Here is a 22,673-nt window from a genome sequence, read left to right on the forward strand (position 1 = left end):
TCGAAGTGGGGGCGTCCGCCGGGGTCAGGTGGTGGTGCGGCGGGGGCGCTGGGCGCGTGCGGAGGCGTACAGGCAGACGGCGGCGGCGGTGGCGAGGTTCAGGCTCTCCGCCTTGCCGTGGATCGGTACCCGCACCACGGCGTCGGCCAGGGCGCGGGTCTCCGCCGGCAGGCCCCACGCCTCGTTGCCGAAGACCCAGGCGGTGGGCCCGCCCATCGTGCCGGCGTCCAGCTCGTCGTCCAGGTCGTCCGCGCCCGCGCCGTCGGCGGCCAGGATGCGGACGCCCGCCTCGCGCAGCCCGTGTACGGCCTGTTCGACGGGGACGCCCACGGCGACCGGCAGGTGGAACAGCGAACCGACCGACGCGCGCACCGACTTGGGGTTGTACAGGTCGACGGAGGCGTCGGTCAGGACGACCGCGTCGGCGCCCGCCGCGTCGGCACAGCGCAGCACCGTGCCGGCGTTGCCGGGGTCGCGGACGTGGGCCAGGACGGCGACCAGCCTCGGCCGGGCGGCGAGGATCGCGTCGAAGGGCGAGTCGAGGAAGCGGCAGACGCCGATGAGGCCCTGCGGGGTGACGGTCTGGGAGACGTCGGCCAGGACGTCGGCGCCGGCCAGGTGGACGCGGGCGCCGGCCGCGTGGGCGGCGTCGATGATGGCGGTGTAGCGGTCGGCGGCCTCGACGGTGGCGAAGAGCTCGACCAGGGTCGGTTCGCCGTCGTCGCCCCGGTGCTCGGCGGCCTCGCGCACGGCCTGCGGCCCCTCGGCGATGAACCTGCGCTCCTTGCCGCGGAAGTTGCGCCTGGCCAGCCGCCGGGCGGCGGCGACCCGAGGCGAACGCGGGGAGATCAGTTCAGGGATGCCCATGGTCGGCGGCGAGCCTCTCTGCGTACGAAGGTGCGGGTCGTGACAGGTGGTGCAACGCACCGGACCCGCAGACGGCGAGCGCCTGCGGGTCCGGCTCGGAAACCGAGAAGTGCGGCCTGGGTCAGGCGGCCTTCGGGGCGTTGACGTCGCTCGGGAGGGCCTTCTGGGCGACCTCGACGAGGGCGGCGAACGCGTTGGCGTCGTTGACCGCGAGCTCGGCCAGGATCTTGCGGTCCACCTCGATGTTGGCGGCCTTCAGACCCTGGATGAGGCGGTTGTACGTCATGCCGTTCTGGCGGGCAGCCGCGTTGATGCGCTGGATCCAGAGCTGACGGAAGTCGCCCTTGCGCTTCTTGCGGTCGTTGTAGTTGTAGACCAGGGAGTGGGTGACCTGCTCCTTGGCCTTGCGGTACAGGCGCGAACGCTGACCGCGGTAACCGCTGGCCTGCTCGAGGATCGCCCGGCGCTTCTTGTGGGCGTTGACTGCCCGCTTGACGCGTGCCACTTGTTAACTCCTTGTAGCGGGGCCGTGGTCGTACTCACACGGCCCGGAAACGAATTGGTCCCGGTCGGATCGAGGGCGCGTCCCCGGGCTCACCGGGGACTGCGGCCTCACTTGCCGAGAAGCTTCTTAACCTTCTTGGCGTCGGCCGGAGCCGCGACGACCGTGCCGGTCAGCGAACGCGTCTTCTTGGACGACTTGTGCTCCAGGTAGTGGCGCTTGCCGGCCTTCTCCCGAAGCACCTTGCCGGAGCCGGTGATCTTGAAGCGCTTGCTGGCACCGCTGTGCGTCTTGTTCTTCGGCATCGCGCCGTTCTCTCCTCGTCGGTGGCGCCCCTCTCGGTGCGGGCACCGGACTGCGGGGGCGTCAGATCTTGATGGGGGTTCCGGGGGGACCCGGGGGTGCCTGGGTGGCACCCCCCGCGGTCACGCCTCGGAAGGTGTCTCGGCCTCGGCCTCGGGCGCCGCCTCGGCCGGAGCCTCGGGGGCCTTCGCCTCGGGCGCGGCGTCCGGGGTGTTGTTCCCCTGGCGCTCCGCCTTGCGGGCGGCCTGGGCCTCGCGGGCCTCGGCCATGGCTTCGGTCTTCTTCTTGTGCGGGCCCAGAACCATGATCATGTTCCGGCCGTCCTGCTTCGGGTTGGACTCGATGAAGCCGAGTTCCTCCACGTCCGAAGCGAGCCGCTGGAGCAGTCGGAAGCCCAGCTCGGGGCGGGACTGCTCACGACCGCGGAACATGATCGTGATCTTGACCTTGTCGCCCTGCTTGAGGAACCGGACGACGTGACCCTTCTTGGTGTCATAGTCGTGCGGGTCGATCTTCGGCCGGAGCTTCATCTCCTTGATGACCGTGTGCGCCTGGTTCTTGCGCGCCTCACGGGCCTTCATGGCCGACTCGTACTTGAACTTCCCGTAGTCCATGAGCTTGCACACGGGCGGACGGGCGGTTGCCGCCACCTCGACCAGGTCGAGGTCGTACTCCTGTGCGAGTTCCAGGGCCTTGGCAAGCGGCACAATCCCGACCTGCTCGCCGCTGGGACCGACAAGTCGCACCTCGGGCACGCGAATCCGGTCGTTGATGCGGGGCTCGGCGCTGATGGATCCTCCTCGGTAGCACCACGCGACCGCCTGGCGGACAGCCACGTAACGTCTGTTTCAGACAGACCAACCGCATCGGAGCAAGAAAAATGCCCCGGACGGGACACAGGCGGGGCTCCTGGAAAACCGGAACACCGCCACGGTGAACCGCGGGGCGCATCGGGCGGTTCCATCGTCCGTACGGAACGATGGGGACCGCCTGACCGGTGACCCGCCGCCCTGAGGGCGGTCAGGTGGGAGAACGGAGCCTCCACTTGTGGGCCGGGCACATAGCTGTCCGGCCGGTCGTTACACAAGGTTAGCAGCTCGGCCGAGCGGGCACCAACCGGCCTCCCGACCGGCTCCCGCAGACGGCGGGCCGTCGCCGTGGGCCTATCGTAAGGCGCATGAGTGACGCGACCCCCAGCAGTGATTCCCCCGGCTTCGACGAGATGACCCGCGACATCGCGGAGGTGCCCGCCGTCGAGGTGATCGTGACGGTCGCCGTCAATCTGATGAGCGCCGCCGCCGTGAAGCTCGGCCTGACCGAGGACGGCGACGCACACAAGGACCTGGACGAGGCCCGCAAGCTGGTCCACGCGCTGGCCGGCCTGCTGGACGCGAGCACCACCGAGATCAGCTCCTTCCACGCGGCTCCGCTGCGCGACGGCCTGAAGTCCCTCCAGCTGGCCTTCCGCGAGGCGTCGGTCGTCCCGGACGAGCCGGGCAAGGGTCCGGGCGAGAAGTACACCGGCCCGGTCTTCGGCTGAGCCCGCCGCCCCTTTTCCCGTACGAGAAAGAGCCCCCGCCGGTCCGCCCGGCGGGGGCTCTTCGCTTCGCGGGCGCGGGTCAGACCTCCGCGGTCGTCTCGCCGCCGCGCATGGAGGGGTGGGTCAGCCGGTGGGCGAGCGCCGCGAGGATGCCGCCGACCAGGGGGGCCACGATGAACAGCCACAGCTGGGAGAGGGCCGCACCGCCGGCGAACAGGGCCGGGCCGAGGCTCCGGGCCGGGTTGACCGAGGTGCCGGTGAGCGGGATGCCGACCAGGTGGATCACCGCGAGGGAGATGCCGATCGGCAGTCCGTCGAAGCCGACGACCGCCACCTTGTGGGTGACCGCGAGGACCACGAAGACCAGCAGGAAGGTGAGCACCACCTCGGCCAGGAAGGCGCCGCCGAGGTTGATGTGCACGTCCGAGCGGCTGCCGTAGCCGTTGCTGCCGAACTTGCCGCTGGTCTTCAGCCCGGGGACCTGCTTGGCGAGCAGAAACAGCAGCGCGGCGCCGGCGATGCCGCCGAGGAACTGCGCGATCCAGTACGTCACGGCCGTGCGCACGTCGATCCGCCGGGCGGCCAGCATGCCGAGGGTGACCGCCGGGTTGATGTGGCAGCCGGAGATCGGGCCGAGGGCGTAGGCGAGTGCGAGGAGCACGAAACCGAAGGCCAGGGCGATGCCCAGGGTTCCGATGTAATCGACGCACAGCACCGCCGCTCCCACGGCGAAGAAAACCAGCAGCAGGGTGCCGAGGAACTCCGACACGGCTGTCCGCGTCTGCATACAACCACCTCGCGAAGATCGTTCCTTTTCTTCGCAATTCTCCGGCCGCTCGCGGCTCCGCGCGCGGCGAGCCGTACGGGTGATCAGCGCGTGAACAGGGGATCACCCGGTGTGTGCGCCCCGGCCGGGAGCAGCGCGAGGTCCAGGCCCCGGACCAGCCGGGCGCGCAGCACCTCGTCGGCCGCCAGCGCGCGGGCGACGCGCTGAGCCGCCTGGGCCGGGTCGGCGTCGGGGGCGAGGACCAGGGCGAGGGTGCCGTCGGCGCTGCCGGGCCCGAGGTGGGCGCGGAGCACGGCGGGCTCGGCGGCGACCGCCGCGCGGACGGCGGCGGTGACCGCGGGGTCGTCCAGCGGGTCCGCGCTGGTACGGCCCTCGGCGAGGGCGCGCAGGGCGGCCCCGGTCAGCTCGAAGGCCACCGGGCCCGCGAGGTCGAGCACCACCGTGTCGGCCTTCTCGTGCGCGGCGGCCTGGAGCGCCTGGTGCAGGGGTACGGCGACGGGGCGGGCCTGTGGGTCCCAGCGGGCCAGGGAAGCGGTGGAGGTGAAGGCGGGCAGGGCGCGGCGGTCCCCGGCCTGGAGGGTGGGCACCGCCATGTCGCTCGTCTTCTCGCGCCGCAGCCCGTTCTCGTCCTCTTCCACCTCGCCGAGGACTGCCACAACGGGGACGAGCAACCGGGCGCTCTTCAGCGCTTCGAGCACCGGTGCGACGGCGGTGCGGTCCTCGGCCCAGGCGGCGAGCGCCGAGGCCAGAGCGGGGTCGGCGGTGCCGTCGTCGTCGGAGAAACCGGGGTCCGGAATGTTCTTCTGCTCCACGGGGCGAGCGTAGTGCCTGGCCGGAGGGGCCCGGTCAGCGGTTCCGGGTGAACGGGGAGCGGCCGCGCCACAGCAGTACGCCCGCCGCCAGCAGGAGCACGCCGAGGCCCCCGGCCGCCGGGGCGAGCCATCCGGCCGGCCCGTCGTCCTCGGGTTCGGGGGTGGGTCCGGCGCCGAAGTACCGCTTGCGGTAGCCCGCCGGGGCGGAGTCGCCGCGCGCGTCGGCGGAGCGCGGGGCGCCGCCCGCCTCGATGGCCGCGGCCGGGTCCACGATCCCGTAGCCGCGTGCGTCGTCGCGGCCGGACGCGGGGGCGTCGCGCGCGGTGTCGGTGAGGAGCTTCTTGATCTGCGCGGGCGTGAGCCCGGGGTGCGCGGACTTCACCAGGGCGACCGCGCCGGAGACGAACGCGGCGGCGGCGGACGTGCCCCACTCCACGTAGTACTTGTGGTCGGGCGCCGGTACGACGATGTCGTCGCCGGGGGCGCTCACGGTGGCGTACCAGCGGCGGGTGGAGAACGAGGCGTGCGTGCCGTACCGGTCGACGGCCGCGGCGGCGATGACCCCGGGGTAGGCGGCGGGGTACGAGATGTGGTCGCCCTTCTCGCCTCCGTTGCCGGCCGAGGCGACGACGACGGCGCCCTTCTTCAGCGCGTACTGGACGGCGGCGTCCTCGCCGGGCTCGGGGTGGGCGGACTCGCTGTCGTCGCCCAGGGAGAGGTTGATGACGTCGGCGCCGTGGTCGGCGGCCCAGCGGATGCCGTCGGCCAGCGCGGTGCCCCGGGTCCTGCGGGCCTCGGCGCGGTCCGGGTCGCTCGCTTCGAGGATGACGCGGACCGGGAGAATCCTGGCCTCGGGCGCGATGCCGAGGACGCCGTCGGCGCGGCCGCTGCCGTGGCCCCGGCCCGCGATGATCCCGGCCATGGCGGTGCCGTGCCTGGCCCACGCCTTGTCGCCGCGTCCGGCGCCGAAGCCGATGAGGTCCTTGCCGGGCAGGACCTGGCCCGCGAGGTCGGGCAGGCTGCCGTCGACCCCGGTGTCGACCACGGCGACGGTGACGCCCTTGCCGCGCGTGGTCTCCCAGGCCCGGTCGGTGTGCATCGCGGCCAGGCCCCACTGCTGGGCCCGGATGGTGTCGGCCCCGGCGGGGCTCGCGGGGAGCAGGGCGAGGGCGGTGGCCGCGCAGAGGACGCCCAGGGCGTGTTTCATCGTGGCTGCTCCGCGAGGTCGGCCACATGGGTGCGCAGCGCGCGTTCGACGCCGTCGGACAGGCCCTTGGCCTCGTGGCCGAGTCCGGCCTGGGCGGCGGGGGTCGTGGCACCGTCGGCCAGGGCCCGGTCGGCGGGCTGGGGCGGGGTGCTCACGCGGCCGTCGGCGAACCCGGTGACGGCGAAGGCGACGACCGGGATCTCGGTCAGGACGTGGACGGACCAGCTGGCGCGCTGCCGGGCACCGAAGGAGGCGGCCGGGCCGTCCTTCACGGGGTAGGTGCGGGGCAGCAGGTCGGTGCGGCGGTCGAGGTGCCGGTCGGCGAACCGGGCGCCGAGGGCCCGCATCGCGTCGGTGTCGCCCTCGGTGAAGGCGAGCCCGACGGTGGTGACGCTGCTGGCGGTCGCGTCGGTGTACGTGGCGCGCAGGACGTGGGCGCAGCCGGCCGTACGCAGGGTCTTGGCGAGCAGCGGGTCGAACGCGTCGGCGCAGCGGCCCTCGGGGGCGACGGCGAGCCTGGTCCAGACCCGGTCGGCGCCGCCGGGCCCGGTGCCGTCGCCCTTCAGGGTGCGCGGGAAGAGGGTGCCCACGGGGATGCTGTGCCAGGCTTCGCGGCCCACGGTGTACGCGCTGCGGGCGGCGGGGTCGTCGTCGGAGGCTCCGGTGAGCCAGGTGCCGGCGGCGGCTCCGGCGATCAGCCCGAGCCCGAGGACGCCGCAGACGCCGGCGGCCACGGTTCGGCGGGGGCGGGCGGGGGGCTCGGGGGGCGGCCGGTCGGCGGGGGCCGGTGCCGGCCCGTACGGCGGCGGGCCCGCGGGGTGGGGCGGGGGCGGGACGGGGGCGCGCCGTGCTTCGGTGCTCATCCGCCCCCCCCCTGGTCCGTTCCGTACCGCGCGTCGCTCCCGCCCGTGTGGGCGGACCCCGTGCGCCGCGTGGGCGTCACTCTACGGGCTGCGGCGACCCGGGTGGGAGCGGGCGGGCCGGGCGCCGGCGGATCTGCACGGATCATCCCCCTACCCAGCGGTAGAACCGTCTGGCAAGCTGCGGCCATGACTGCCCGAGCCACTGACCGGGCCCGTTACGACCGGGCCACCGCCCATCTCGACGCTCCCGTAGCCGTCGTGGACCTGGAGGCGTTCGACGCCAACGCGGACGATCTCGTGCGCCGGGCGGCGGGCAAGCCGGTCCGGGTGGCGAGCAAGTCGGTGCGCTGCCGGGCCCTGCTGGAGCGGGTGCTGGCCCGGCCCGGGTTCGCCGGGATCATGTCGTTCACGCTCGCGGAGTCACTGTGGCTGGCCCGGGCCGGCTTCGACGACGTGCTGCTGGCTTATCCCTCCGCCGACCGCCCGGCGTACGCGGAGCTGGCCGCCGATCCGAAGCTCGCCGCCGCCGTGACGGTGATGGTGGACGACCACGCCCAGCTGGACCTGATCGACGCGGCGCGGGCGGGCGGCAGCCAGGAGATCCGGGTCTGCCTGGAGCTGGACACCTCGCTGCGGATGCTCGGCGGCCGGGTCCGGATCGGGGCCCTGCGCTCGCCGCTGCGCTCCCCCGCCCAGCTGGCCGACCTGGCCAGGTCCGTGGTCCGGCGCCCCGGTTTCCGGCTGGTCGGGCTGATGGCGTACGAGGGGCACATCGCGGGCGTCGGGGACGCGGTGGCGGGGCGTCCGCTGCGGTCCCGGGCGATCCGGCTGATGCAGGCCACGGCCCGTAAGGAGCTGGCGGCCCGGCGGGCCGAGGTGGTGCGGGCGGTCCGGGCGGTGGCGCCGGACCTGGAGTTCGTGAACGGCGGCGGCACGGGCAGCGTGCAGCACACGGCGGCGGAGGACGCGGTGACGGAGATCGCCGCCGGTTCGGGGCTGTATGTGCCGCGCCTGTTCGACAACTACACCTCGTTCACGGCCCGCCCGGCGGCCCTGTTCGCGCAGCCCGTGGTGCGGCGGCCGGGCGTGGGCGTGGTGACGGTGCTCGGGGGCGGCTATCCGGCGTCGGGCGCGGCCGGGGCGGACCGGCTGCCGGTCCCGTATCTCCCGGAGGGGCTGCGCTACGACCCGCAGGAGGGCCCCGGCGAGGTGCAGACCCCGCTGCTCGGCGCCCCGGCGGACGATCTGCTGATCGGTGACAAGGTGTGGTTCCGGCACGCGAAGGCCGGTGAGCTGTGCGAGCGGTTCGACGCGCTGCACCTGATCGAGGGCGACCGGGTGACGGCGACGGTTCCGACGTACCGGGGCGAGGGCCGTACGTTCCTCTAGCCGTACGTTCCTCCAGCCGTACGTTTCCTCAGCCGCCCGGGTGCTCGACCGCGCTGCCGACGCCGCCGTCCGTGGCCTTCGCGCCGATGGGGCGGATGCCCTTCGTGAGGGTGTCCATGAGGGCCAGGGGCGGTCCGTCGGGGCCGGCGTCGAAGGCGTACCGGACGATGACGGGCGACTCGCTGCCGACGGGGGACGGGAAGGCGAGCGACTGCACATAGCCGCCGGGGCCCTTGGCGGTGGTGACCTTCCAGCGGATGTAGTAGCCGGTGCGGCCGGCGACGGTGATCTCGCCCGCGGCGGTCTGCCGGTGCGCGGTGATGCCGCCGTGGATGCGCCGGCCGATGAGGTCCTCCTCGTAGGCGCGGTCGGCGGCGTCGGCGATGTCCTCCTTGGCGAGGGCTTCGGGCGTGGTGGCGTCGGTGCCGCCGGGGGTCCGGGTGGTGACGGTGCCGGGGTAGCAGTACGAGGAGGAGGCGCCGGGGCACTCGTACGAGTCCTTGGTGCGCATCGTGAGGAGCTGCCCGGAGGTCCGGTCCGGCCGCTCCCAGCCGTCCGGGATGGGCAGCGTGATGCCGTTGAGCTGGTCGGTGAGCATGTTCGCGTCCTCGTGCGCGGGGGTGCCGTCCGGGGAGGGGTCGTCGTCGCCGGGGACCTCGTCGGTGCCGGTCCGGGTGGGCGACGCCGAGGCGTGGGCGGCCGGGGCCTCCGGGTCGTCGTTCCGGGTCAGGAGCACGGCCCCGGTCACGACGGCGCCGACGACGACCGCCCCGGCCACCACGAGCGCGACGGCCCGGGCGCTGCCGCCGCCCTGCGGGGCCGGGGCGGGAACGGGCACGGTGGCGGGTGCCCGGGTGTGGGCGGTCCACGCCGTGCCGTCCCACCAGCGCTCGGTGCCGGGCGCTGCGGTGTCCGGATACCAGCCGGGCGGCGTCGGATAGCTCATCGCCCCACTCTAGGAGAGAAGTCCACAGCTCCAGGAGAGAGGTCTACAGCGGTGTGACGTAGGCACCGGAGATGCCGCCGTCCACCAGGAAGTCGGTGGCGTTGACGAACGAGGCGTCGTCGCTCGCCAGGAACGCGACGGCGGCGGCGATCTCGGTGGCCTCGGCGAACCGGCCGAGCGGGATGTGCACCAGCCGGCGGGCCGCCCGCTCCGGGTCCTTGGCGAACAGCTCCTGGAGCAGCGGGGTGTTGACCGGGCCGGGGCAGAGCGCGTTGACGCGGATGCCCTCGCGGGCGAACTGGACGCCCAGTTCGCGGGTCATCGCCAGCACCCCGCCCTTGGACGCGGTGTACGAGATCTGCGAGGTGGCCGCGCCCATCCGGGCCACGAAGGAGGCGGTGTTGATGATGGAGCCGCGGCCCTGGCGGCGCATATAGGGCAGGGCGGCCTTGCAGCAGAGGTAGACGGAGGTGAGGTTGACGTCCTGGACGCGTTTCCACGCCTCCAGTTCCGTGGTGAGGATGGAGTCGTCCTCGGGCGGGGAGATGCCCGCGTTGTTGAAGGCGATGTCGACGGAGCCGTAGGTGTCGTCGGCGGTACGGAACAGCTCGGCGACCTGTCCGGGGTCGGTCACGTCGACGCGTACGAAGGTGCCGCCGACCGCTTCGGCCGCCGCCTCGCCGGCCTTCGCGTCGATGTCGCCGCAGACGACGTGCGCCCCTTCGGAGGCGAGCCGGTGGGCGGTGGCCAGGCCGATGCCGCTGCCCGCGCCGGTGATGACGGCGGTGCGGCCGACGAGGCGGCGGCAGATGGTCTCGTGGTCCGTGGTCGTCATTCCGGTCAGACCTCCGTGCTCAGGAAGACGTTCTTGGTCTCGGTGAAGGCGGTGAGGGCGTCGGGCCCCAGCTCGCGCCCGACGCCGGACTGCTTGAACCCGCCGAAGGGGGTCCAGTAGCGCACCGCCGAGTGCGAGTTGACGGAGAGATTGCCCGCCCGGACGGCCCGGGACACCCGCAGGGCGCGCCCCACGTCACGGGTCCAGAGCGAGCCGGCGAGCCCGTAGTCGGTGGCGTTGGCGAGCCGCACGGCGTCCGCCTCGTCCTCGAAGGGCAGCACGACGGCGACGGGCCCGAACACCTCCTCGGTGGCGACGGGCGCGTCCGCCGGGACGCCGGTGAGGACGGTCGGCGGGAACCAGAAGCCGGGCCCCTCGGGCGCGCTCCCCCGGATCGCGGCGGCGCCCTCGGGGACGTAACCACGTACGCGTTCGAGCTGGGTACGGGAGATGAGCGGGCCCATCCGGGTCTTCTCGTCGGCGGGGTCGCCGACGGTGTACGCGGCGACGGCCGGGGCGAGGTGTTCCAGGAAGCGGTCGTACGCGGAGCGCTGGACGAGGATGCGGGTGCGGGCGCAGCAGTCCTGGCCGGCGTTGTCCAGGAAGGAGTCGGGGGCGGCGGCCGCGGCGGCCTCGATGTCGGCGTCGGCGAAGACGATGCTGGGGCTCTTGCCGCCGAGTTCGAGGGTGACCCGCTTGAGGCGGTCCGCGCACTTGGCCATGATCCGCTTGCCGGTGCGGGTGGAGCCGGTGAACACGATCTTGGCGACGCCCGGGTGTTCGACCAGGGCGTTGCCCGCCTCGTCGCCCGCGCCGGGCAGGACCTGGAAGAGGTGTTCGGGCAGGCCCGCCTCCAGGGCGATCTCCGCGAGGCGGAGGGCGGTGAGCGGGGTGGTCTCGGCGGGTTTCAGGATCACCGCGTTGCCGGCGGCGAGGGCGGGGGCGGTGCCCCAGGCGGCGATGGGCATCGGGAAGTTCCAGGGGGCGATGACGCCGACGACGCCCAGGGGTTCGAGGATCGTGAGGTCGAGGCCGCCGGGGACGGGGATCTGCCGGCCGTTGAGGCGTTCCACTCCCCCGGCCGCGTAGTCGAGCAGGTCGCGGACGTTGCCGGCCTCCCAGCGGGCGTTGCCGAGGGTGTGGCCGGCCTCCCGGACCTCCAGTCGGGCCAGTTCCTCGGTGTGGGCGTCGACGGCGGCGGCGAACCGGCGCAGCAGCCGGGCCCGGTCGGCGGGGGCGAGCGCTGCCCAGGTGCGCTGGGCGGCGGTGGCGCGGACGACGGCGGTGTGGACGGCCGGGGCGGGGGTGGCGGGGACGGTGGCGACGACCTCTTCGGTCGCCGGGTTCAGGACGTGGTGCTCATGGATCACGTGGTCCTCACAGGCGTTCGAAGGAGCGGCGCAGTTCCCAGTCGGTGACGGCCGCGTCGAAGGCGTCGAGTTCGACGCGGGCCATGGTGCGGTAGTGCGCGACGACGTCCTCGCCGAATGCCTCGCGGGCGATTCCGCTGTCCTCCCAGAGCGCGGCGGCCTCGCGCAGGGTGGCCGGGACGTGGTCGTACGCGGCGGTGTAGGCGTTGCCCTCGCAGGGTTCGGGGAGTTCGAGCTTGTGCTCGATGCCGTGGAGTCCGGCGGCGACGAGTCCGGCGACGGCCAGGTACGGGTTGACGTCGCCGCCGGGGAGCCGGTTCTCGAAGCGCAGCGAGGCGCCGTGGCCGACGACGCGCAGCGCGCAGGTGCGGTTGTCGTGGCCCCAGGCGACGGCGGTCGGGGCGAAGGAGCCGGGGCGCAGCCGCTTGTACGAGTTGATGTTCGGCGCGAAGAGGAGGGCGAGGTCGCGCAGGGCGGCGAGCTGGCCGGCCAGGAAGTGCCGCATCACGGGTGACATGGCCCCGTCCGTACCGGCCATGACGGACCGTCCGGGGTCGGTGGTGGAGCGCAGCGAGAGGTGGATGTGACAGGAGTTGCCCTCGCGTTCGTTGAACTTGGCCATGAAGGTGAGCGCCATGCCCTCCTGGGCGGCGATCTCCTTGGCGCCGGTCTTGTAGACGGCGTGCTGGTCGCAGGTGACCAGGGCCTCGTCGTAGCGGAACACGATCTCGTGCTGGCCCGGGTTGCACTCGCCCTTGGCGGACTCGACGGCGAGGCCCGCGCCCGCCATCTCGTTGCGGATGCGGCGCAGCAGGGGTTCGACGCGGCCGGTTCCGAGGACGGAGTAGTCGACGTTGTACTGGTTGACGGGGGTCAGCTCTCGGTAGCCCCGGTCCCACGCCTGTTCGTAGGTGTCCTTGAAGACGATGAACTCCAGTTCGGTGCCGACGTGCGCGGTGTACCCGTGTTCGGCGAGGCGTGCGAGCTGGCGGCGCAGGATCTGCCGGGGCGCGGCGGTGACGGGCGTGCCGTCGGCCCAGGCGAGGTCGGCGAGGGCCAGCGCGGTGCCCTCGTGCCAGGGCACCCGGCGCAGGGTCGTGAGGTCGGGGCGCATGGCGAGGTCGCCGTAGCCGTTGTCCCAGGAGGACATGGCGTAGCCGTCGACGGTGTTCATGTCGGTGTCCACGGCGAGGAGGTAGGCGCAGCCCTCGGTGCCGTGCGGGACGACCTCGTCGAGGAAGAAGGGGGCGGCGAAGCGTTTGCCCTGGAGCCGTCCCTGCATGTCGGGGAAGGCCAGGACGACGGTGTCGATCTCCCCGCTGTGCACGAGGCGGCGCAGGTCTTCGAGGGCGAGCGGGGCGGTGCGGTCGGACACGGACGGGTCCTCTCCTCGCGGGCCGGGCAGGCGCGTACAAATCTATGGGCAGGGTGGGTGTTGTGGGTACGGTGCCCGGGTGTTCCGCGCGCCGTACGAGGGAGGGCACCGGTGAATCGTCCGCTGGTCGGGATCAGCACTTATCTGGTCGCTTCGGCGCGCTGGGAGGTATGGGATCTGCCGGCGGCGCTGCTGCCCGCCGGGTACGCCCGGATGGTGCGGGAGGCGGGCGGGCTGGCCGTGCTGCTGCCGCCGGACGCGCCCGGGATCGCGGCGGAGACCGTGGCCCGGCTGGACGCGGTGGTGGTGGCGGGCGGCCCCGATGTGGACCCGGCACGGTACGGGGCCGGGCGCGATCCGCGTACCGGGCCGCCGGCGGCGGAGCGGGACTCCTGGGAGGCGGCGCTGATCGGCGCGGCGCTGGAGTCGGGGACGCCGTTGCTCGGGGTGTGCCGGGGGATGCAGCTGCTGAACGTGGTGTGCGGGGGCACCCTGACCCAGCATCTGGACGGCCACGGCGGGGCGCCGGGCGTGTTCGGTTCACACCCGGTGACACCGGTCCCGGGCACCCGTTACGCGTCGCTGGCGCCGGAGGTGTGCGCCGTGCCCACGTACCACCACCAGGCCGTGGACCGGATCGGCAGCGGCCTGGTGGCGTCGGCGCACGCGGCGGACGGCACCGTGGAGGCGGTCGAACTCCCCGGCGACCACTGGGTCCTGGGGGTGCAGTGGCATCCGGAGATGGGCGAGGACTTCCGCGTGGTGCGGGGGTTGGTGGCGGCGGCAGGAGCCTAGAGCCGCCGCCGGAGCCAGGTCAGGGCGGCGGCGCCCTGGGCCGCCTGGAAGGCCCGGAGCGTCGGGAGGCCGGGCGGGGCGGGGCGCAGTGCGTGCTCCGCGAAGTACCCGGCGACGGCGGCGAGTACGGCGGTGACGGCGTCGGGGTCCGCGTCCCGGCCGAGCGGGTGGGCGGTGAACAGGGCCTCCGGGTCGGGGCGGCCCGTTCCGGAGGCGTAGCCCTGGGCGGCCACGCACGGGAGCATCGCCAGGAGGTCGAACCAGGGCGCGGCGCGCACCGCGTGCGGCCAGTCCACGAAGACGGTCCGGTCCCCGGTGAGCAGGATGTTGTCGGCGCGCAGGTCGCTGTGGGCGAGGGTGTCCCCGGCGACGGCCTCGGTCCAGCCGGATTCCAGTTCCGCGAGTTCGGCGAGGCGGCCGGCGGCCCAGGGGTGCAGGCGGGGGTCGCCGCCGGCGGCGTGCAGGGTGCGCCAGCCGTCCAGATGCGCGTCGTCCGGGACCGGTGCGCCGGCCGGGGCCGGGGTGAGGAGCCGGGCGAGGTCCCCGACCGCTGTCAGGACCCGGTCCAGCTCCGCCCGGTCCCAGGGCACCCGGGGCTGGCGGCCGTCGATGTCCTCCAGTACGAGGGCGACGCAGGTGCCGTCGTCGTACGAGCCGAGCAGCCGGGGCACCGGGGCGTGCGCCGGGAGCAGCGCGGTGTGCCGGATCTCGTCGCGGTGCATGCGGGGGCTGTCCGCGTTCACCTCGGCGCTCACCGCCTTGACGAAGGCCCGGCCGCCGTTGGCGAGGCGGACCCGGGCGGCGACGCCGGGTGAGAAGCCGCCGTTCTGGGTGCGGGCCTCGGTGACCGGTGCGCCGAGGATGTCCTCGACGGCCGCGCGTACGGCGGCGGGCAGGCCGGACCAGGGGTGGCGGACGCCCCGCGCGGGCGGTGCGGTGGCGGTCATCGGTCCGTGCCCTCCGGTGCGGTGGCGGCCGTCCAGGTCAGCGGGGTGGGGCCGGTGGGGTCTCCGTAACCCAGCGAGCGGTACAGGCCCTCGCCCTCGGGCGTCGCGGTCAGGTTGATCCGGGAGCACCCGGCCTCGACCAGGTGGTCGTGGACGGCCCGGAAGGTCAGGCGGGCGTATCCCCGCCGCCGGTGGGCGGGGTCGGTGGCGACGGAGGCGATGTGCCCAACGTACGGGGCCCTGCCCGGGCGGGGCAGGGCCCACATGTACTGGCCGACCGTGCCGGCCAGCAGCCGGTCCCCGGCGTCGATCACATAGGCGACGAAGTGCGGGTCGGTGGCGAGCCGTTCGCGGAAGTACGCCTCGCACACCGGGGTCCAGTCGGCTTCCGGGACGGTTCCCATCGAGGCGAGCATGATCCGGCGCAACCGGGTGACCTCGGCGGCGTCGTCCGCGCCGGCCCGTCTCAGGTGCGGCGAAGTGCTCATGGATCGTCCTTTCGCTGGGTGCCGTGCCCTGCAAGGGTGTCGTGCCCGGCCCGGCACGTCGCGCGGTTTTCCACGGGCTCCGCCTAGGGCGTGTCCGGCTCTGATCCGCCGGACACGCCCTAGACCGTCCCCCCGGACGGCTCCGACCGGGTCAGCGCGAGCAGATCACGCGCCGGGCCCGTCGGGCGGTGGCCCGAGGGCCAGACCGCGCGCAGCTGGCGGCGCAGCCGGGCCCCGGCGATCGGGACCTTGACCAGGCGGCGGGCGGACAGCTCCTCGCCGAGCGCGAGTTCGCTCAGGACGCAAGGGCCGGCGCCGCTCTCCGCCGCGCCCTTGACCGCGGTGGTCGAGGAGAGTTCCAGGAGCGGCGGGGCCAGCGGGCCGTGGACGGCGAGCGCGGCGTCCAGGACCTGGCGGGTGCCGGAGCCGTGCTCGCGCAGGATCAGCGGGGTCGCGGCCAGTTCGCCCGGGGTCAGCGGGGTGCGGCGGCGGGCCCACGGGTGGGCGGGGGCGACCACGACGACCAGGCGGTCGTGGGCGATGACCGTGCCGTCGAGCCCGGCCGGGACGGACAGCCCCTCCACGAAGCCCAGGTCCGCCTCGCCGGTCAGCAGCCGCTCGGCGACCACCGCGGAGTTCCCGGCGAGCAGCGAGACGGCGGTGCCGGGGCGTTCGGCGCGCAGGGCGATGAGCCAGCCGGGGAGCAGGTATTCGGCGATGGTCATGGAGGCGGCGACCCGCAGCCGGGAGTCGCGGCGGTCGCGCAGCGCCTGGGCGCCCGCGTCGAACGCCTCGGCCGCCTCCACGACCCGGCGCGCCCAGTCGGTGACCAGGGCGCCCGCGTCGGTGAGCCGGGAGCCCCGGGGCGAGCGGTCGAGGAGGGCGAGGCCGAGCTGACGTTCCATCGAGCGGACCCGGCTGCTGGCGGCGGGCTGGGTGATGCCGACGTCCCGGGCGGCCCGGCCGAGGCTGCCGTGCCGGGCGACGGCGAGGAGCAGTTCCAGCGCGCCCAGGTCGGGCACCCGGTGGGACAGGGGAGTGGGCGGTTCGCTGGGCATAAGCCCACTTTATGACCTCATAGGGCGGTGCTCCCTGGTGGGGTCCCGCCGCGGCCGGAAAGAATCGTGGCATGGCCATCTATCTGCGGACCCGCACCTCTCCCCCGTACCCCGGCACCCTCCGGCGGCCCACCCTGCGGCACTTCGGGCCCAACTGGTACGCCACGGTGATGGGCACCGCGATCGTCGCGAGCGCCGGTGTCGCGCTGCCGGTGCGTGTGCCGGGGCTGCGCGGCGCGTGCACCGCGGTGTGGCTGTTCTCGGCGCTGCTGCTCGCCGCCGTGCTGGCCGCCCGCGCCGGGCACTGGGCGGCCCACCGCGACCAGGCGCGCGCCCATCTCGCGGACCAGGCCGTCGCGCCGTTCTACGGCTGCCTGTCGATGGCGCTGCTGGCCGTCGGGGGCTCCGGCCTGACCGCGGGCGTCGGCCTCATCGGGCACCGGGCGGCGCTCGCCCTCGACGTGGTGCTGTACACGGCGGGCACGGTAACCGGTCTGGTGGCGGCCGTGGCGGTCCCGTATCTCATGATCACGCGCCACCGGCCGGAGCCGGGCACCGCGTCCCCCGTGTGGCTGCTGCCGGTGGTGGCGCCGATGGTGTCGGCCGCGCTCGGCCCGCTGCTCGTGGCGGAGCTGCCCCCGGGCCAGGGGCGCGAGGCGCTGCTCCTCGGCTGCTACGCGATGTTCGGGCTGAGCCTGCTGGCGACGCTGGTCATGCTCCCGCTGGTCTTCGGCCGGCTGGTGCACGGGGGCCCGCTGCCGCTCGCCCTGACGCCCGCCCTGTTCCTGGTGCTCGGCCCGCTGGGCCAGTCGACCACCGCGGTCAACGCGCTGGCCGATGTGGCGCCGGGCGCGATCGGGGGCCCGTACGCCTCGGCGCTGCGGGCCTTCGCGGTGCTGTACGGGGTGCCGGTGATGGGCTTCGCGCTGATGTGGCTGGCGCTGGCCGTGGCGCTGGTGGTGCGGGCGGTACGGGGCGGGATGACGTTCTCGATGACCTGGTGGGGCTTCACCTTCCCCGTCGGCACCTGTGTGACGGGCGCGGCGGGCCTGGCCCGGCACACCGGGCTGACCGCGTTCACCTGGCTGGCCGTCGCGCTGTACGTGCTGCTGGTGTCGGCGTGGGCGGTGGCGGGCGTACGCACGGTGCGCGGGCTGCTCAGCGGAGTGCTGCTCGCAGCGCCGCGGGGGCCCGTACCAGCGACGGCCCGTACCAGGTGAGATACCGCCCGTCGACCAGAGCGGCGGGCAGGCCCGGGAAGGCTTCCGGTCCGTCGTCCCGGGTGAAGCGGTAGGGCTCGTCGGGCAGGACCACCAGCTCGGCGCCGGCCGCGTTCAGCTCGTCGAGCGGGACGCGCGGGTAGCGCTCGGCGTGGTCCGCGTACGCGTTGGCCACGCCGAGCCGGGCCAGCAGATCACCGGCGAAGGTGTCGCGGCCGAGCACCATCCACGGCCGGCGCCAGACCGGGACGATCGCGCGGCGCGGCGGTCCGGGCGGCGGGAGGGCCGCCCAGGCGGCCTCGGCCTCGTCCAGCCAGCGCGGGCGGGCCAGCCCGCAGGCGCCGGTCAGCAGCCGGTCCAGCTCACCGAAGGCGTCGTCCAGGGTACGGACGGTGGTGACGAGAACGGCCACGCCGGCGTCCTCCAGGGCGGCGAGGTCGGGGGCCCGGTTCTCCTCCTCGTTGGCCACCACCAGGTCGGGGCGCAGGGACAGGATCGCGTCGATGCCGGGGTTCTTGGTGCCGCCGACGCGGGCGGTATCGAGTCCGGCCGGGTGGGTGCACCAGTCGGTGGCGCCGACGAGCAGCCCGGGGGCCGTTTCGGCGACGGCCTCGGTGAGCGAGGGGACCAGGGAGACGACGCGCACGACGGTCAGCGCCTGGGGTCGGACGTGGCGTCGATGTGTTCGGCGACCGCGACGCACAGCAGCCGGGTGCCGGGGAGGGTGGCCCGCCAGCGGTGGCGGACCCCGCCGGACAGGAACAGCGTGTCGCCCTGGACCAGCCGGTAGGCCCGGCCCTCGGCCTCCACTTCGGCGGCGCCCTCGGCGACGTACAGGAGCTCGTCGTTGCGGTGCTGGAACTCGCGCCCGAGGTCGAGTTCCCCGGTGAATTCCAGGGCGCTGAGCTGGTGGCGTCCGCGGACCACCCGGTGGACCCCGTCCTCCTGGGCGGCGCGCACGACGTCGACCGCGCGTGCCGAGTCCGCGGCGGCGCGCAGCCGGGCCGTGGTGGTCTCCAGCGCCTCGGCGACCCGGTCGAGCGACCGGGCGCTGGGTCTGGCGCGCTCGTTCTCGATCTGGCTGAGGAACGGCACGGAAAGGCCGCTGCGCGAGGCGACGGCGGCCAGGGTCAGTCCCAGGGATCTGCGCTGTCGGCGGACCGCGGCGCCCACCCGGAGTGTTTCCTTCTCGTCCATGTCCGGCTCCCTCCCGAATCGCCATCCTTCCGGTTGTGGGCCCGTCGCGCACACCGTTACGCGAGGACGGCCCGGAAAGTGAGCGGACCGGAACGCCGGAAGGGGTGGGCCGCGCCTCGGCGCGACCCACCCCTGCACGGGCTGCGGCCCTGGTGGGGGCCGGTGACGGCTCCTACTGAGGGGCCATCTTGTCCGCGATGCCCGGGTTCTTCTTCATCCAGGCGCTCACGGCTTCCTCCTCGTGCCCGGTGCCGAGCTTCTGGATCTGGTTCTCCAGGCCGGCCAGCTGCTCCTCGCTCAGCTTGAAGTTCTTGAACCACTTCGTCAGCTGCGGGTAGTTCGCCGGGAACTCCTTGGAGGCGATGGTGTGCAGCCGGTCGCCCTCACCGAACGCCTTCTTCGGGTCCTGGAGCTTGGTCATCGCGTACTCGCTGTACGCCCAGTGCGGGGTCCACAGCAGGACGGCGACGGGCTCCTTCTTGGCGTACGCGCGCTTCAGCTCGGCGAGCATGCCGGGCGTCGAGGAGTCGACCACCTTGTACTCGTCGTCCAGGCCGTAGGCCGGGAGCACGTTCTTCTTCAGGTTCTCCATGGTGGCGGTGCCGGGCTCGATGCCGATGATCCGGCCCTTGAACTTCGAGCTCTTGCCCTTGAGGTCGGCCAGGGACTTCACGTCCTTGACGTAGTCGGGCACCGCGACCTCGATGGAGGTCGGGCCGTACCAGGAGCCGACGTCCGTCAGCTTGGAGCCGTACTTGTCCCAGTAGTTCTTCTGGGTGAAGGGGAGCCAGCCGTCGAACTGCACGTCGATCTGGCCGCGCGACATCGCGGTGTACATCGGACCGACCTCGAACTGCTTGAGGTTGATCTTGTAGCCGCGCTCCTCCAGGACGGCCTTCCACAGGTACGTGGCGGCGATGTCCTCCTCCCAGGGGAACCAGGCCATCTCGACCGGGCGGTCGCGCTCGTCCTTGCCGTTCGCGCCCTTGGCCGGGGCGGACTCCTTGACCGGGGTCCACTGGCCGGCGACGTCCGGGTTGGCCTTCAGCCAGATGCGGACGGCCTCCTGCTCCTTGCCGGAGCCGCTCTTCTGGATCTGGGCCTCAAGACTGGTGAGCTGGTCCTCGCTCATCTCGAAGTCCTTGAGCCACTGGGCGACCTCGGGGTTGTCCCCGGTGAAGCCCTTGCGGGTCAGGGTGTGGATGCCGTCGCCCTTGCCCCAGAGGTTCTTGGGGTCCTTGAGCTTGGTCAGCTCGAACTGGTTGTACGCCCAGTGCGGCGACCACAGCGGGACGACGATCGGTTCCTTCTTGGCGTACGCGCGCTTCAGCTCGGCCAGCATGGACGGCGTGGAGCCGTCGATGACCTTGTACTCCTTGTCCAGGCCGTAGCCCGGCAGGATCTTGTCCTTGAGCAGGCCCATCTCACCGGCGCTGGGCTCGATGCCGACGACCCGGCCCTTGAACTTCGAAGCCTTGCCCTTGAGGTCGGCCAGGGACTTGACGTCCTTGACGTAGCTGGGGACGGCCAGCTCCAGCGAGGTGGGGCCGTACCAGGAGCCCATGTCCTCCAGGCGGTCCTTGTACTTCTTCCAGTACGAGGCATGGGTGACCGGCAGCCAGGAATCGGTCTCGAAGTCGATCTGGCCGCTCGCCATGCCGGTGTACAGCGCGCCGGCCTCGTACTGCTTGACGTCGACCTCGAAGCCGCGCTGCTCCAGCAGCTCCTTCCACAGGAAGGTGGAGGCGATGCCCTCGTCCCACGGGATGTAACCCATGCTGATCTTCTTGCCGGCGCCGATGTTCTTCGGGTCGGACGCGGTCGTGGACTCGTCGTCCGAGGAGCCGAAGATCCCGATGCCGCCGGCGACGAGCGCCAGGGCGACGACGCCCGCGACGGCGACGACGGGCTGCGGGCGGTGGTGCCAGATCTTCAGGCCGCCGGCCATCGACTGCGCCTTGGCGAGCGCGCGGCGGGCGAGCGGGGAGACCTCGCGGCCCAGGGCGCTGGTCATCCGGTCCAGGTACATGGCCAGGATGACGATGGAGACACCGGCCTCGAAGCCCAGGCCGACGTCGACGTTGCCGATGGCCCGGTAGACGGAGCCGCCGAGGCCGCCGCCGCCGACCATGCCGGCGATGACCACCATGGACAGGCCCAGCATGATGACCTGGTTGATGCCCGCCATGATGGTGGGCAGCGCCAGCGGCAGCTGGACCCGCAGCAGGGTGTTGCGGGAGGTGGTGCCGAACGCCTCGGCCGCCTCGACCAGCTCGCCGTCGACCTGGCGGATGCCGAGTTCGGTCATCCGGACGCCCGGGGGCAGCGCGAAGATGATGGTGGCGATGATGCCGGGAACGACACCGACACCGAAGAAGATCACGCCGGGGATCAGGTAGACCATGGCGGGCATGGTCTGCATGAAGTCCAGGACCGGCCGGGTCACCGCGCTCACCGTCTTGGAGCGGGAGGCCCAGATGCCGAGCGGCACGGCGAGCACCAGCGTCACGATCGTCGCGACGAGCACCAGGGTGAGTGTGTCCATCGCCTCGTCCCACAGCTCGACCGAGTCGATGAGGGCGAAGCCGACGAACGCGAGGACACCGGCGAGCAGACCGCGCAGCCACCAGGCGATGACGGCGACGATGCCCGCGAAGAGCAGGGGCGCGGGGGCGGAGAGCACGGCGGCGATGCCGTCGAACATGCCGCTCACGACGGAGCTGATGAAGTCGAACAGCCAGGACAGGTGGTTCTGGAGCCAGTCGACCGCGGAGTCGACCCAGTCGCCGAGATGGAGCCTAAACACCGGCCACCTTCTTCAGCGAGGTCGCGGCGTCCTGGGGAGCCCGGGCGGGGGTCATCGGCTCGCCGAGCACGGCGAGCAGCCGCTCCCGGGGCACGACGCCGAGGAGCTTGCCCTTGTCGTCGGTCACGGCGACCGCGACCCGGCTCTGCGAGCAGGGCGTGAACAGCTCGATGATCGGCGTGGACTCGGTGACGGTGGCCGGGGTGGACCGCAGCACGTCGTCGGCGGTCCGGATCTCGGTGCCCTTGTCGCAGAGCGTGCCCATGACGGTGTCCGTCTCGGCCATGATCGCGCCGGCGGTCAGCACCCGGGCGCGGTCCACGTCCTGGGTGAAGGAGGCGACGTAGTCGTTGGCCGGGGTGACGAGTATGTCCTCGGCGGTGCCGAGCTGGACTATCTCGCCGTCGCGCATCACGGCGATGCGGTCGCCGAGGCGCATGGCCTCGTTGAGGTCGTGGGTGATGAAGACGATGGTCTTCTTCAGCCGCTTCTGGAGCTCCAGGAGCTGGTCCTGCATGTCGCGGCGGATCAGCGGGTCGAGCGCGCTGAAGGACTCGTCCATCAGGAGCAGGTCGGCGTCGGTGGCGAGCGCGCGGGCCAGGCCCACGCGCTGCTGCATGCCGCCGGACAGCTCGTCGGGCCAGGACTTCTCCCAGCCGGCCAGGCCGGTCAGCTCCAGGGCCTCGGTGGCGCGGCGGTTGCGCTCGGCACGCGGGACGCCCTGCACCTCAAGGCCGTACGCGGCGTTCTCCAGGACGCTCCGGTGGGGGAAGAGCGCGAAGTGCTGGAACACCATGCTGATCTTGGTGGAGCGGACGCGGCGGAGCTCGGCGGGGCTCAGGGCGGTCAGGTCCTGGCCGTCGAAGAGCACCTGGCCGGAGGTGGGCTCCAGCAGGCCGTTGAGCATCCGCAGCAGCGTGGACTTGCCCGAGCCGGACAGACCCATCACGACGAAGATCTGGCCCGGTTCGACGGTGAACGAAGCGTCGATCACCGCTGCGGTGGTTCCGTCGGCGCGCAGCGCGTCGCGGCCGGTGCCGCTCTGCAGTTTCTGCACGGCTTGATCGGGTCGTCTGCCGAACACTTTGTACAAGTGCTCGGCTTGCAGCCTGGACACATACACCTCACGCGTTGAACCGAGAACGGTCTGCCACCCCCGCCGGCAGACCGTGGAGCGGCACGGATTCCGTCCGCATGGCACGTGCACTAGTTGAAAATGTGACGTGGTCCGCTCCGATGGCGCGCCTGCCCCGACTTATCCCGAGCAAACACAAGAGTGACCTGGATCACATAAACCGGACCGGTTTTCCGGGAACCGCGTTCGTGGCAGCCCCTGTCGGTGCCGTGCGGCATCATCGGCGTGTGA

23 protein-coding genes are annotated in these 22,673 nt (G+C 73.0%); 4 read left to right on the forward strand and 19 right to left on the reverse strand.

Annotation, left to right across the window (positions count from 1 at the left end):
* Positions 1-24: 24 nt before the first annotated feature.
* From OG338_RS03760 to infC, 4 genes are all read right to left on the reverse strand, one after another.
* A complete protein-coding gene (locus OG338_RS03760) occupies positions 25-867 on the reverse strand; it encodes a TrmH family RNA methyltransferase (protein ID WP_405935952.1) in 843 nt (280 codons plus the stop codon).
* 121 nt (positions 868-988) lie between these two features.
* A complete protein-coding gene (gene rplT, locus OG338_RS03765; RefSeq protein WP_018103794.1) occupies positions 989-1,372 on the reverse strand; it encodes a 50S ribosomal protein L20 in 384 nt (127 codons plus the stop codon).
* Between the two features lie 107 nt (positions 1,373-1,479).
* Complete coding sequence (gene rpmI, locus OG338_RS03770; protein ID WP_405935953.1) at positions 1,480-1,674, reverse strand: 50S ribosomal protein L35; 195 nt, start codon at positions 1,672-1,674, stop codon at positions 1,480-1,482.
* Positions 1,675-1,794: 120 nt separating this feature from the next.
* Positions 1,795-2,508 carry a translation initiation factor IF-3 gene (gene infC / locus OG338_RS03775; RefSeq protein ID WP_405935954.1) on the reverse strand — a complete coding sequence of 238 codons (714 nt, stop codon included), beginning with the start codon at positions 2,506-2,508 and terminating at the stop codon, positions 1,795-1,797.
* 341 nt (positions 2,509-2,849) lie between these two features.
* On the opposite strand from infC, the gene OG338_RS03780 reads away from it, so the two are divergent.
* Positions 2,850-3,212, forward strand: coding sequence for a DUF1844 domain-containing protein (locus tag OG338_RS03780; protein ID WP_328899329.1), 363 nt, complete (start codon positions 2,850-2,852; stop codon positions 3,210-3,212).
* A gap of 79 nt (positions 3,213-3,291) precedes the next feature.
* Here OG338_RS03780 and OG338_RS03785 read toward each other — a convergent pair whose 3' ends face one another.
* The 4 genes from OG338_RS03785 to OG338_RS03800 all read right to left on the reverse strand — a co-directional run bounded on the left by OG338_RS03785 (position 3,292) and on the right by OG338_RS03800 (position 6,752).
* A complete protein-coding gene (locus OG338_RS03785) occupies positions 3,292-3,999 on the reverse strand; it encodes an MIP family channel protein (protein WP_405935955.1) in 708 nt (235 codons plus the stop codon).
* Between the two features lie 83 nt (positions 4,000-4,082).
* Positions 4,083-4,811: an SseB family protein gene (locus tag OG338_RS03790; RefSeq protein ID WP_405935956.1), complete on the reverse strand. Its 729-nt coding sequence runs from the start codon at positions 4,809-4,811 to the stop codon at positions 4,083-4,085.
* A 34-nt stretch (positions 4,812-4,845) separates the two neighbouring features.
* On the reverse strand, positions 4,846-6,018 hold the full coding sequence (gene mycP, locus OG338_RS03795; RefSeq protein ID WP_405935957.1) for a type VII secretion-associated serine protease mycosin: 1,173 nt from the start codon (positions 6,016-6,018) through the stop codon (positions 4,846-4,848).
* Positions 6,015-6,752: a hypothetical protein gene (locus tag OG338_RS03800; RefSeq protein ID WP_405940307.1), complete on the reverse strand. Its 738-nt coding sequence runs from the start codon at positions 6,750-6,752 to the stop codon at positions 6,015-6,017. Before OG338_RS03800 ends, mycP begins: the two co-directional genes overlap by 4 nt.
* 315 nt (positions 6,753-7,067) lie before the next feature.
* Between OG338_RS03800 and OG338_RS03805 the strand changes: the two genes are divergently transcribed.
* Complete coding sequence (locus tag OG338_RS03805) at positions 7,068-8,270, forward strand: amino acid deaminase/aldolase (protein ID WP_405935958.1); 1,203 nt, start codon at positions 7,068-7,070, stop codon at positions 8,268-8,270.
* Between the two features lie 28 nt (positions 8,271-8,298).
* On the opposite strand, the gene OG338_RS03810 is transcribed toward OG338_RS03805, so the two are convergent.
* The 4 genes from OG338_RS03810 to OG338_RS03825 are packed head-to-tail and all read right to left on the reverse strand — an operon-like array spanning position 8,299 to position 12,796.
* On the reverse strand, positions 8,299-9,216 hold the full coding sequence (locus tag OG338_RS03810) for a DUF2510 domain-containing protein (protein WP_405935959.1): 918 nt from the start codon (positions 9,214-9,216) through the stop codon (positions 8,299-8,301).
* 43 nt (positions 9,217-9,259) lie between these two features.
* Positions 9,260-10,051 carry a 3-oxoacyl-ACP reductase gene (locus OG338_RS03815; protein ID WP_405935960.1) on the reverse strand — a complete coding sequence of 264 codons (792 nt, stop codon included), beginning with the start codon at positions 10,049-10,051 and terminating at the stop codon, positions 9,260-9,262.
* 5 nt (positions 10,052-10,056) lie between these two features.
* On the reverse strand, positions 10,057-11,421 hold the full coding sequence (locus tag OG338_RS03820; RefSeq protein WP_405935961.1) for an aldehyde dehydrogenase family protein: 1,365 nt from the start codon (positions 11,419-11,421) through the stop codon (positions 10,057-10,059).
* Between the two features lie 7 nt (positions 11,422-11,428).
* The gene (locus tag OG338_RS03825) at positions 11,429-12,796 is read right to left on the reverse strand and encodes a glutamine synthetase family protein (RefSeq protein ID WP_405935962.1); all 1,368 of its coding nucleotides are present in this window, start codon (positions 12,794-12,796) and stop codon (positions 11,429-11,431) included.
* Between the two features lie 111 nt (positions 12,797-12,907).
* Between OG338_RS03825 and OG338_RS03830 the strand changes: the two genes are divergently transcribed.
* Complete coding sequence (locus tag OG338_RS03830; RefSeq protein WP_405935963.1) at positions 12,908-13,591, forward strand: gamma-glutamyl-gamma-aminobutyrate hydrolase family protein; 684 nt, start codon at positions 12,908-12,910, stop codon at positions 13,589-13,591.
* Here OG338_RS03830 and OG338_RS03835 read toward each other — a convergent pair.
* The 3 genes from OG338_RS03835 to OG338_RS03845 all read right to left on the reverse strand — a co-directional run bounded on the left by OG338_RS03835 (position 13,588) and on the right by OG338_RS03845 (position 16,084).
* Positions 13,588-14,538: an aminoglycoside phosphotransferase family protein gene (locus OG338_RS03835; RefSeq protein ID WP_405935964.1), complete on the reverse strand. Its 951-nt coding sequence runs from the start codon at positions 14,536-14,538 to the stop codon at positions 13,588-13,590. The genes OG338_RS03830 and OG338_RS03835 overlap by 4 nt on opposite strands.
* The gene (locus tag OG338_RS03840) at positions 14,535-15,026 is read right to left on the reverse strand and encodes a GNAT family N-acetyltransferase (protein WP_405935965.1); all 492 of its coding nucleotides are present in this window, start codon (positions 15,024-15,026) and stop codon (positions 14,535-14,537) included. The genes OG338_RS03835 and OG338_RS03840 overlap by 4 nt, the downstream gene beginning before the upstream one ends.
* Before the next feature lie 119 nt (positions 15,027-15,145).
* Positions 15,146-16,084, reverse strand: coding sequence for a LysR family transcriptional regulator (locus OG338_RS03845; RefSeq protein ID WP_405935966.1), 939 nt, complete (start codon positions 16,082-16,084; stop codon positions 15,146-15,148).
* A gap of 71 nt (positions 16,085-16,155) precedes the next feature.
* On the opposite strand from OG338_RS03845, the gene OG338_RS03850 reads away from it, so the two are divergent.
* Positions 16,156-17,304 (forward strand): TDT family transporter, encoded by a 1,149-nt coding sequence (locus tag OG338_RS03850; RefSeq protein WP_405935967.1) that lies wholly within the window; start codon positions 16,156-16,158, stop codon positions 17,302-17,304.
* Here OG338_RS03850 and OG338_RS03855 read toward each other — a convergent pair.
* From OG338_RS03855 to OG338_RS03870, 4 genes are all read right to left on the reverse strand, one after another.
* Positions 17,243-17,950: a helical backbone metal receptor gene (locus OG338_RS03855; RefSeq protein ID WP_405935968.1), complete on the reverse strand. Its 708-nt coding sequence runs from the start codon at positions 17,948-17,950 to the stop codon at positions 17,243-17,245. The genes OG338_RS03850 and OG338_RS03855 overlap by 62 nt on opposite strands.
* A gap of 5 nt (positions 17,951-17,955) precedes the next feature.
* Positions 17,956-18,501 carry a helix-turn-helix domain-containing protein gene (locus tag OG338_RS03860; protein ID WP_018103775.1) on the reverse strand — a complete coding sequence of 182 codons (546 nt, stop codon included), beginning with the start codon at positions 18,499-18,501 and terminating at the stop codon, positions 17,956-17,958.
* Positions 18,502-18,673: 172 nt separating this feature from the next.
* Positions 18,674-21,307, reverse strand: coding sequence for an ABC transporter permease/substrate binding protein (locus OG338_RS03865; protein ID WP_405935969.1), 2,634 nt, complete (start codon positions 21,305-21,307; stop codon positions 18,674-18,676).
* The gene (locus OG338_RS03870) at positions 21,300-22,364 is read right to left on the reverse strand and encodes a glycine betaine/L-proline ABC transporter ATP-binding protein (protein ID WP_405935970.1); all 1,065 of its coding nucleotides are present in this window, start codon (positions 22,362-22,364) and stop codon (positions 21,300-21,302) included. The genes OG338_RS03865 and OG338_RS03870 overlap by 8 nt, the downstream gene beginning before the upstream one ends.
* Positions 22,365-22,673 lie beyond the last annotated feature (309 nt).

The sequence above is a fragment of the Streptomyces sp. NBC_00726 genome, from assembly GCF_045161735.1.
In the GTDB taxonomy this organism is placed as follows: Bacteria; Actinomycetota; Actinomycetes; order Streptomycetales; family Streptomycetaceae; genus Streptomyces.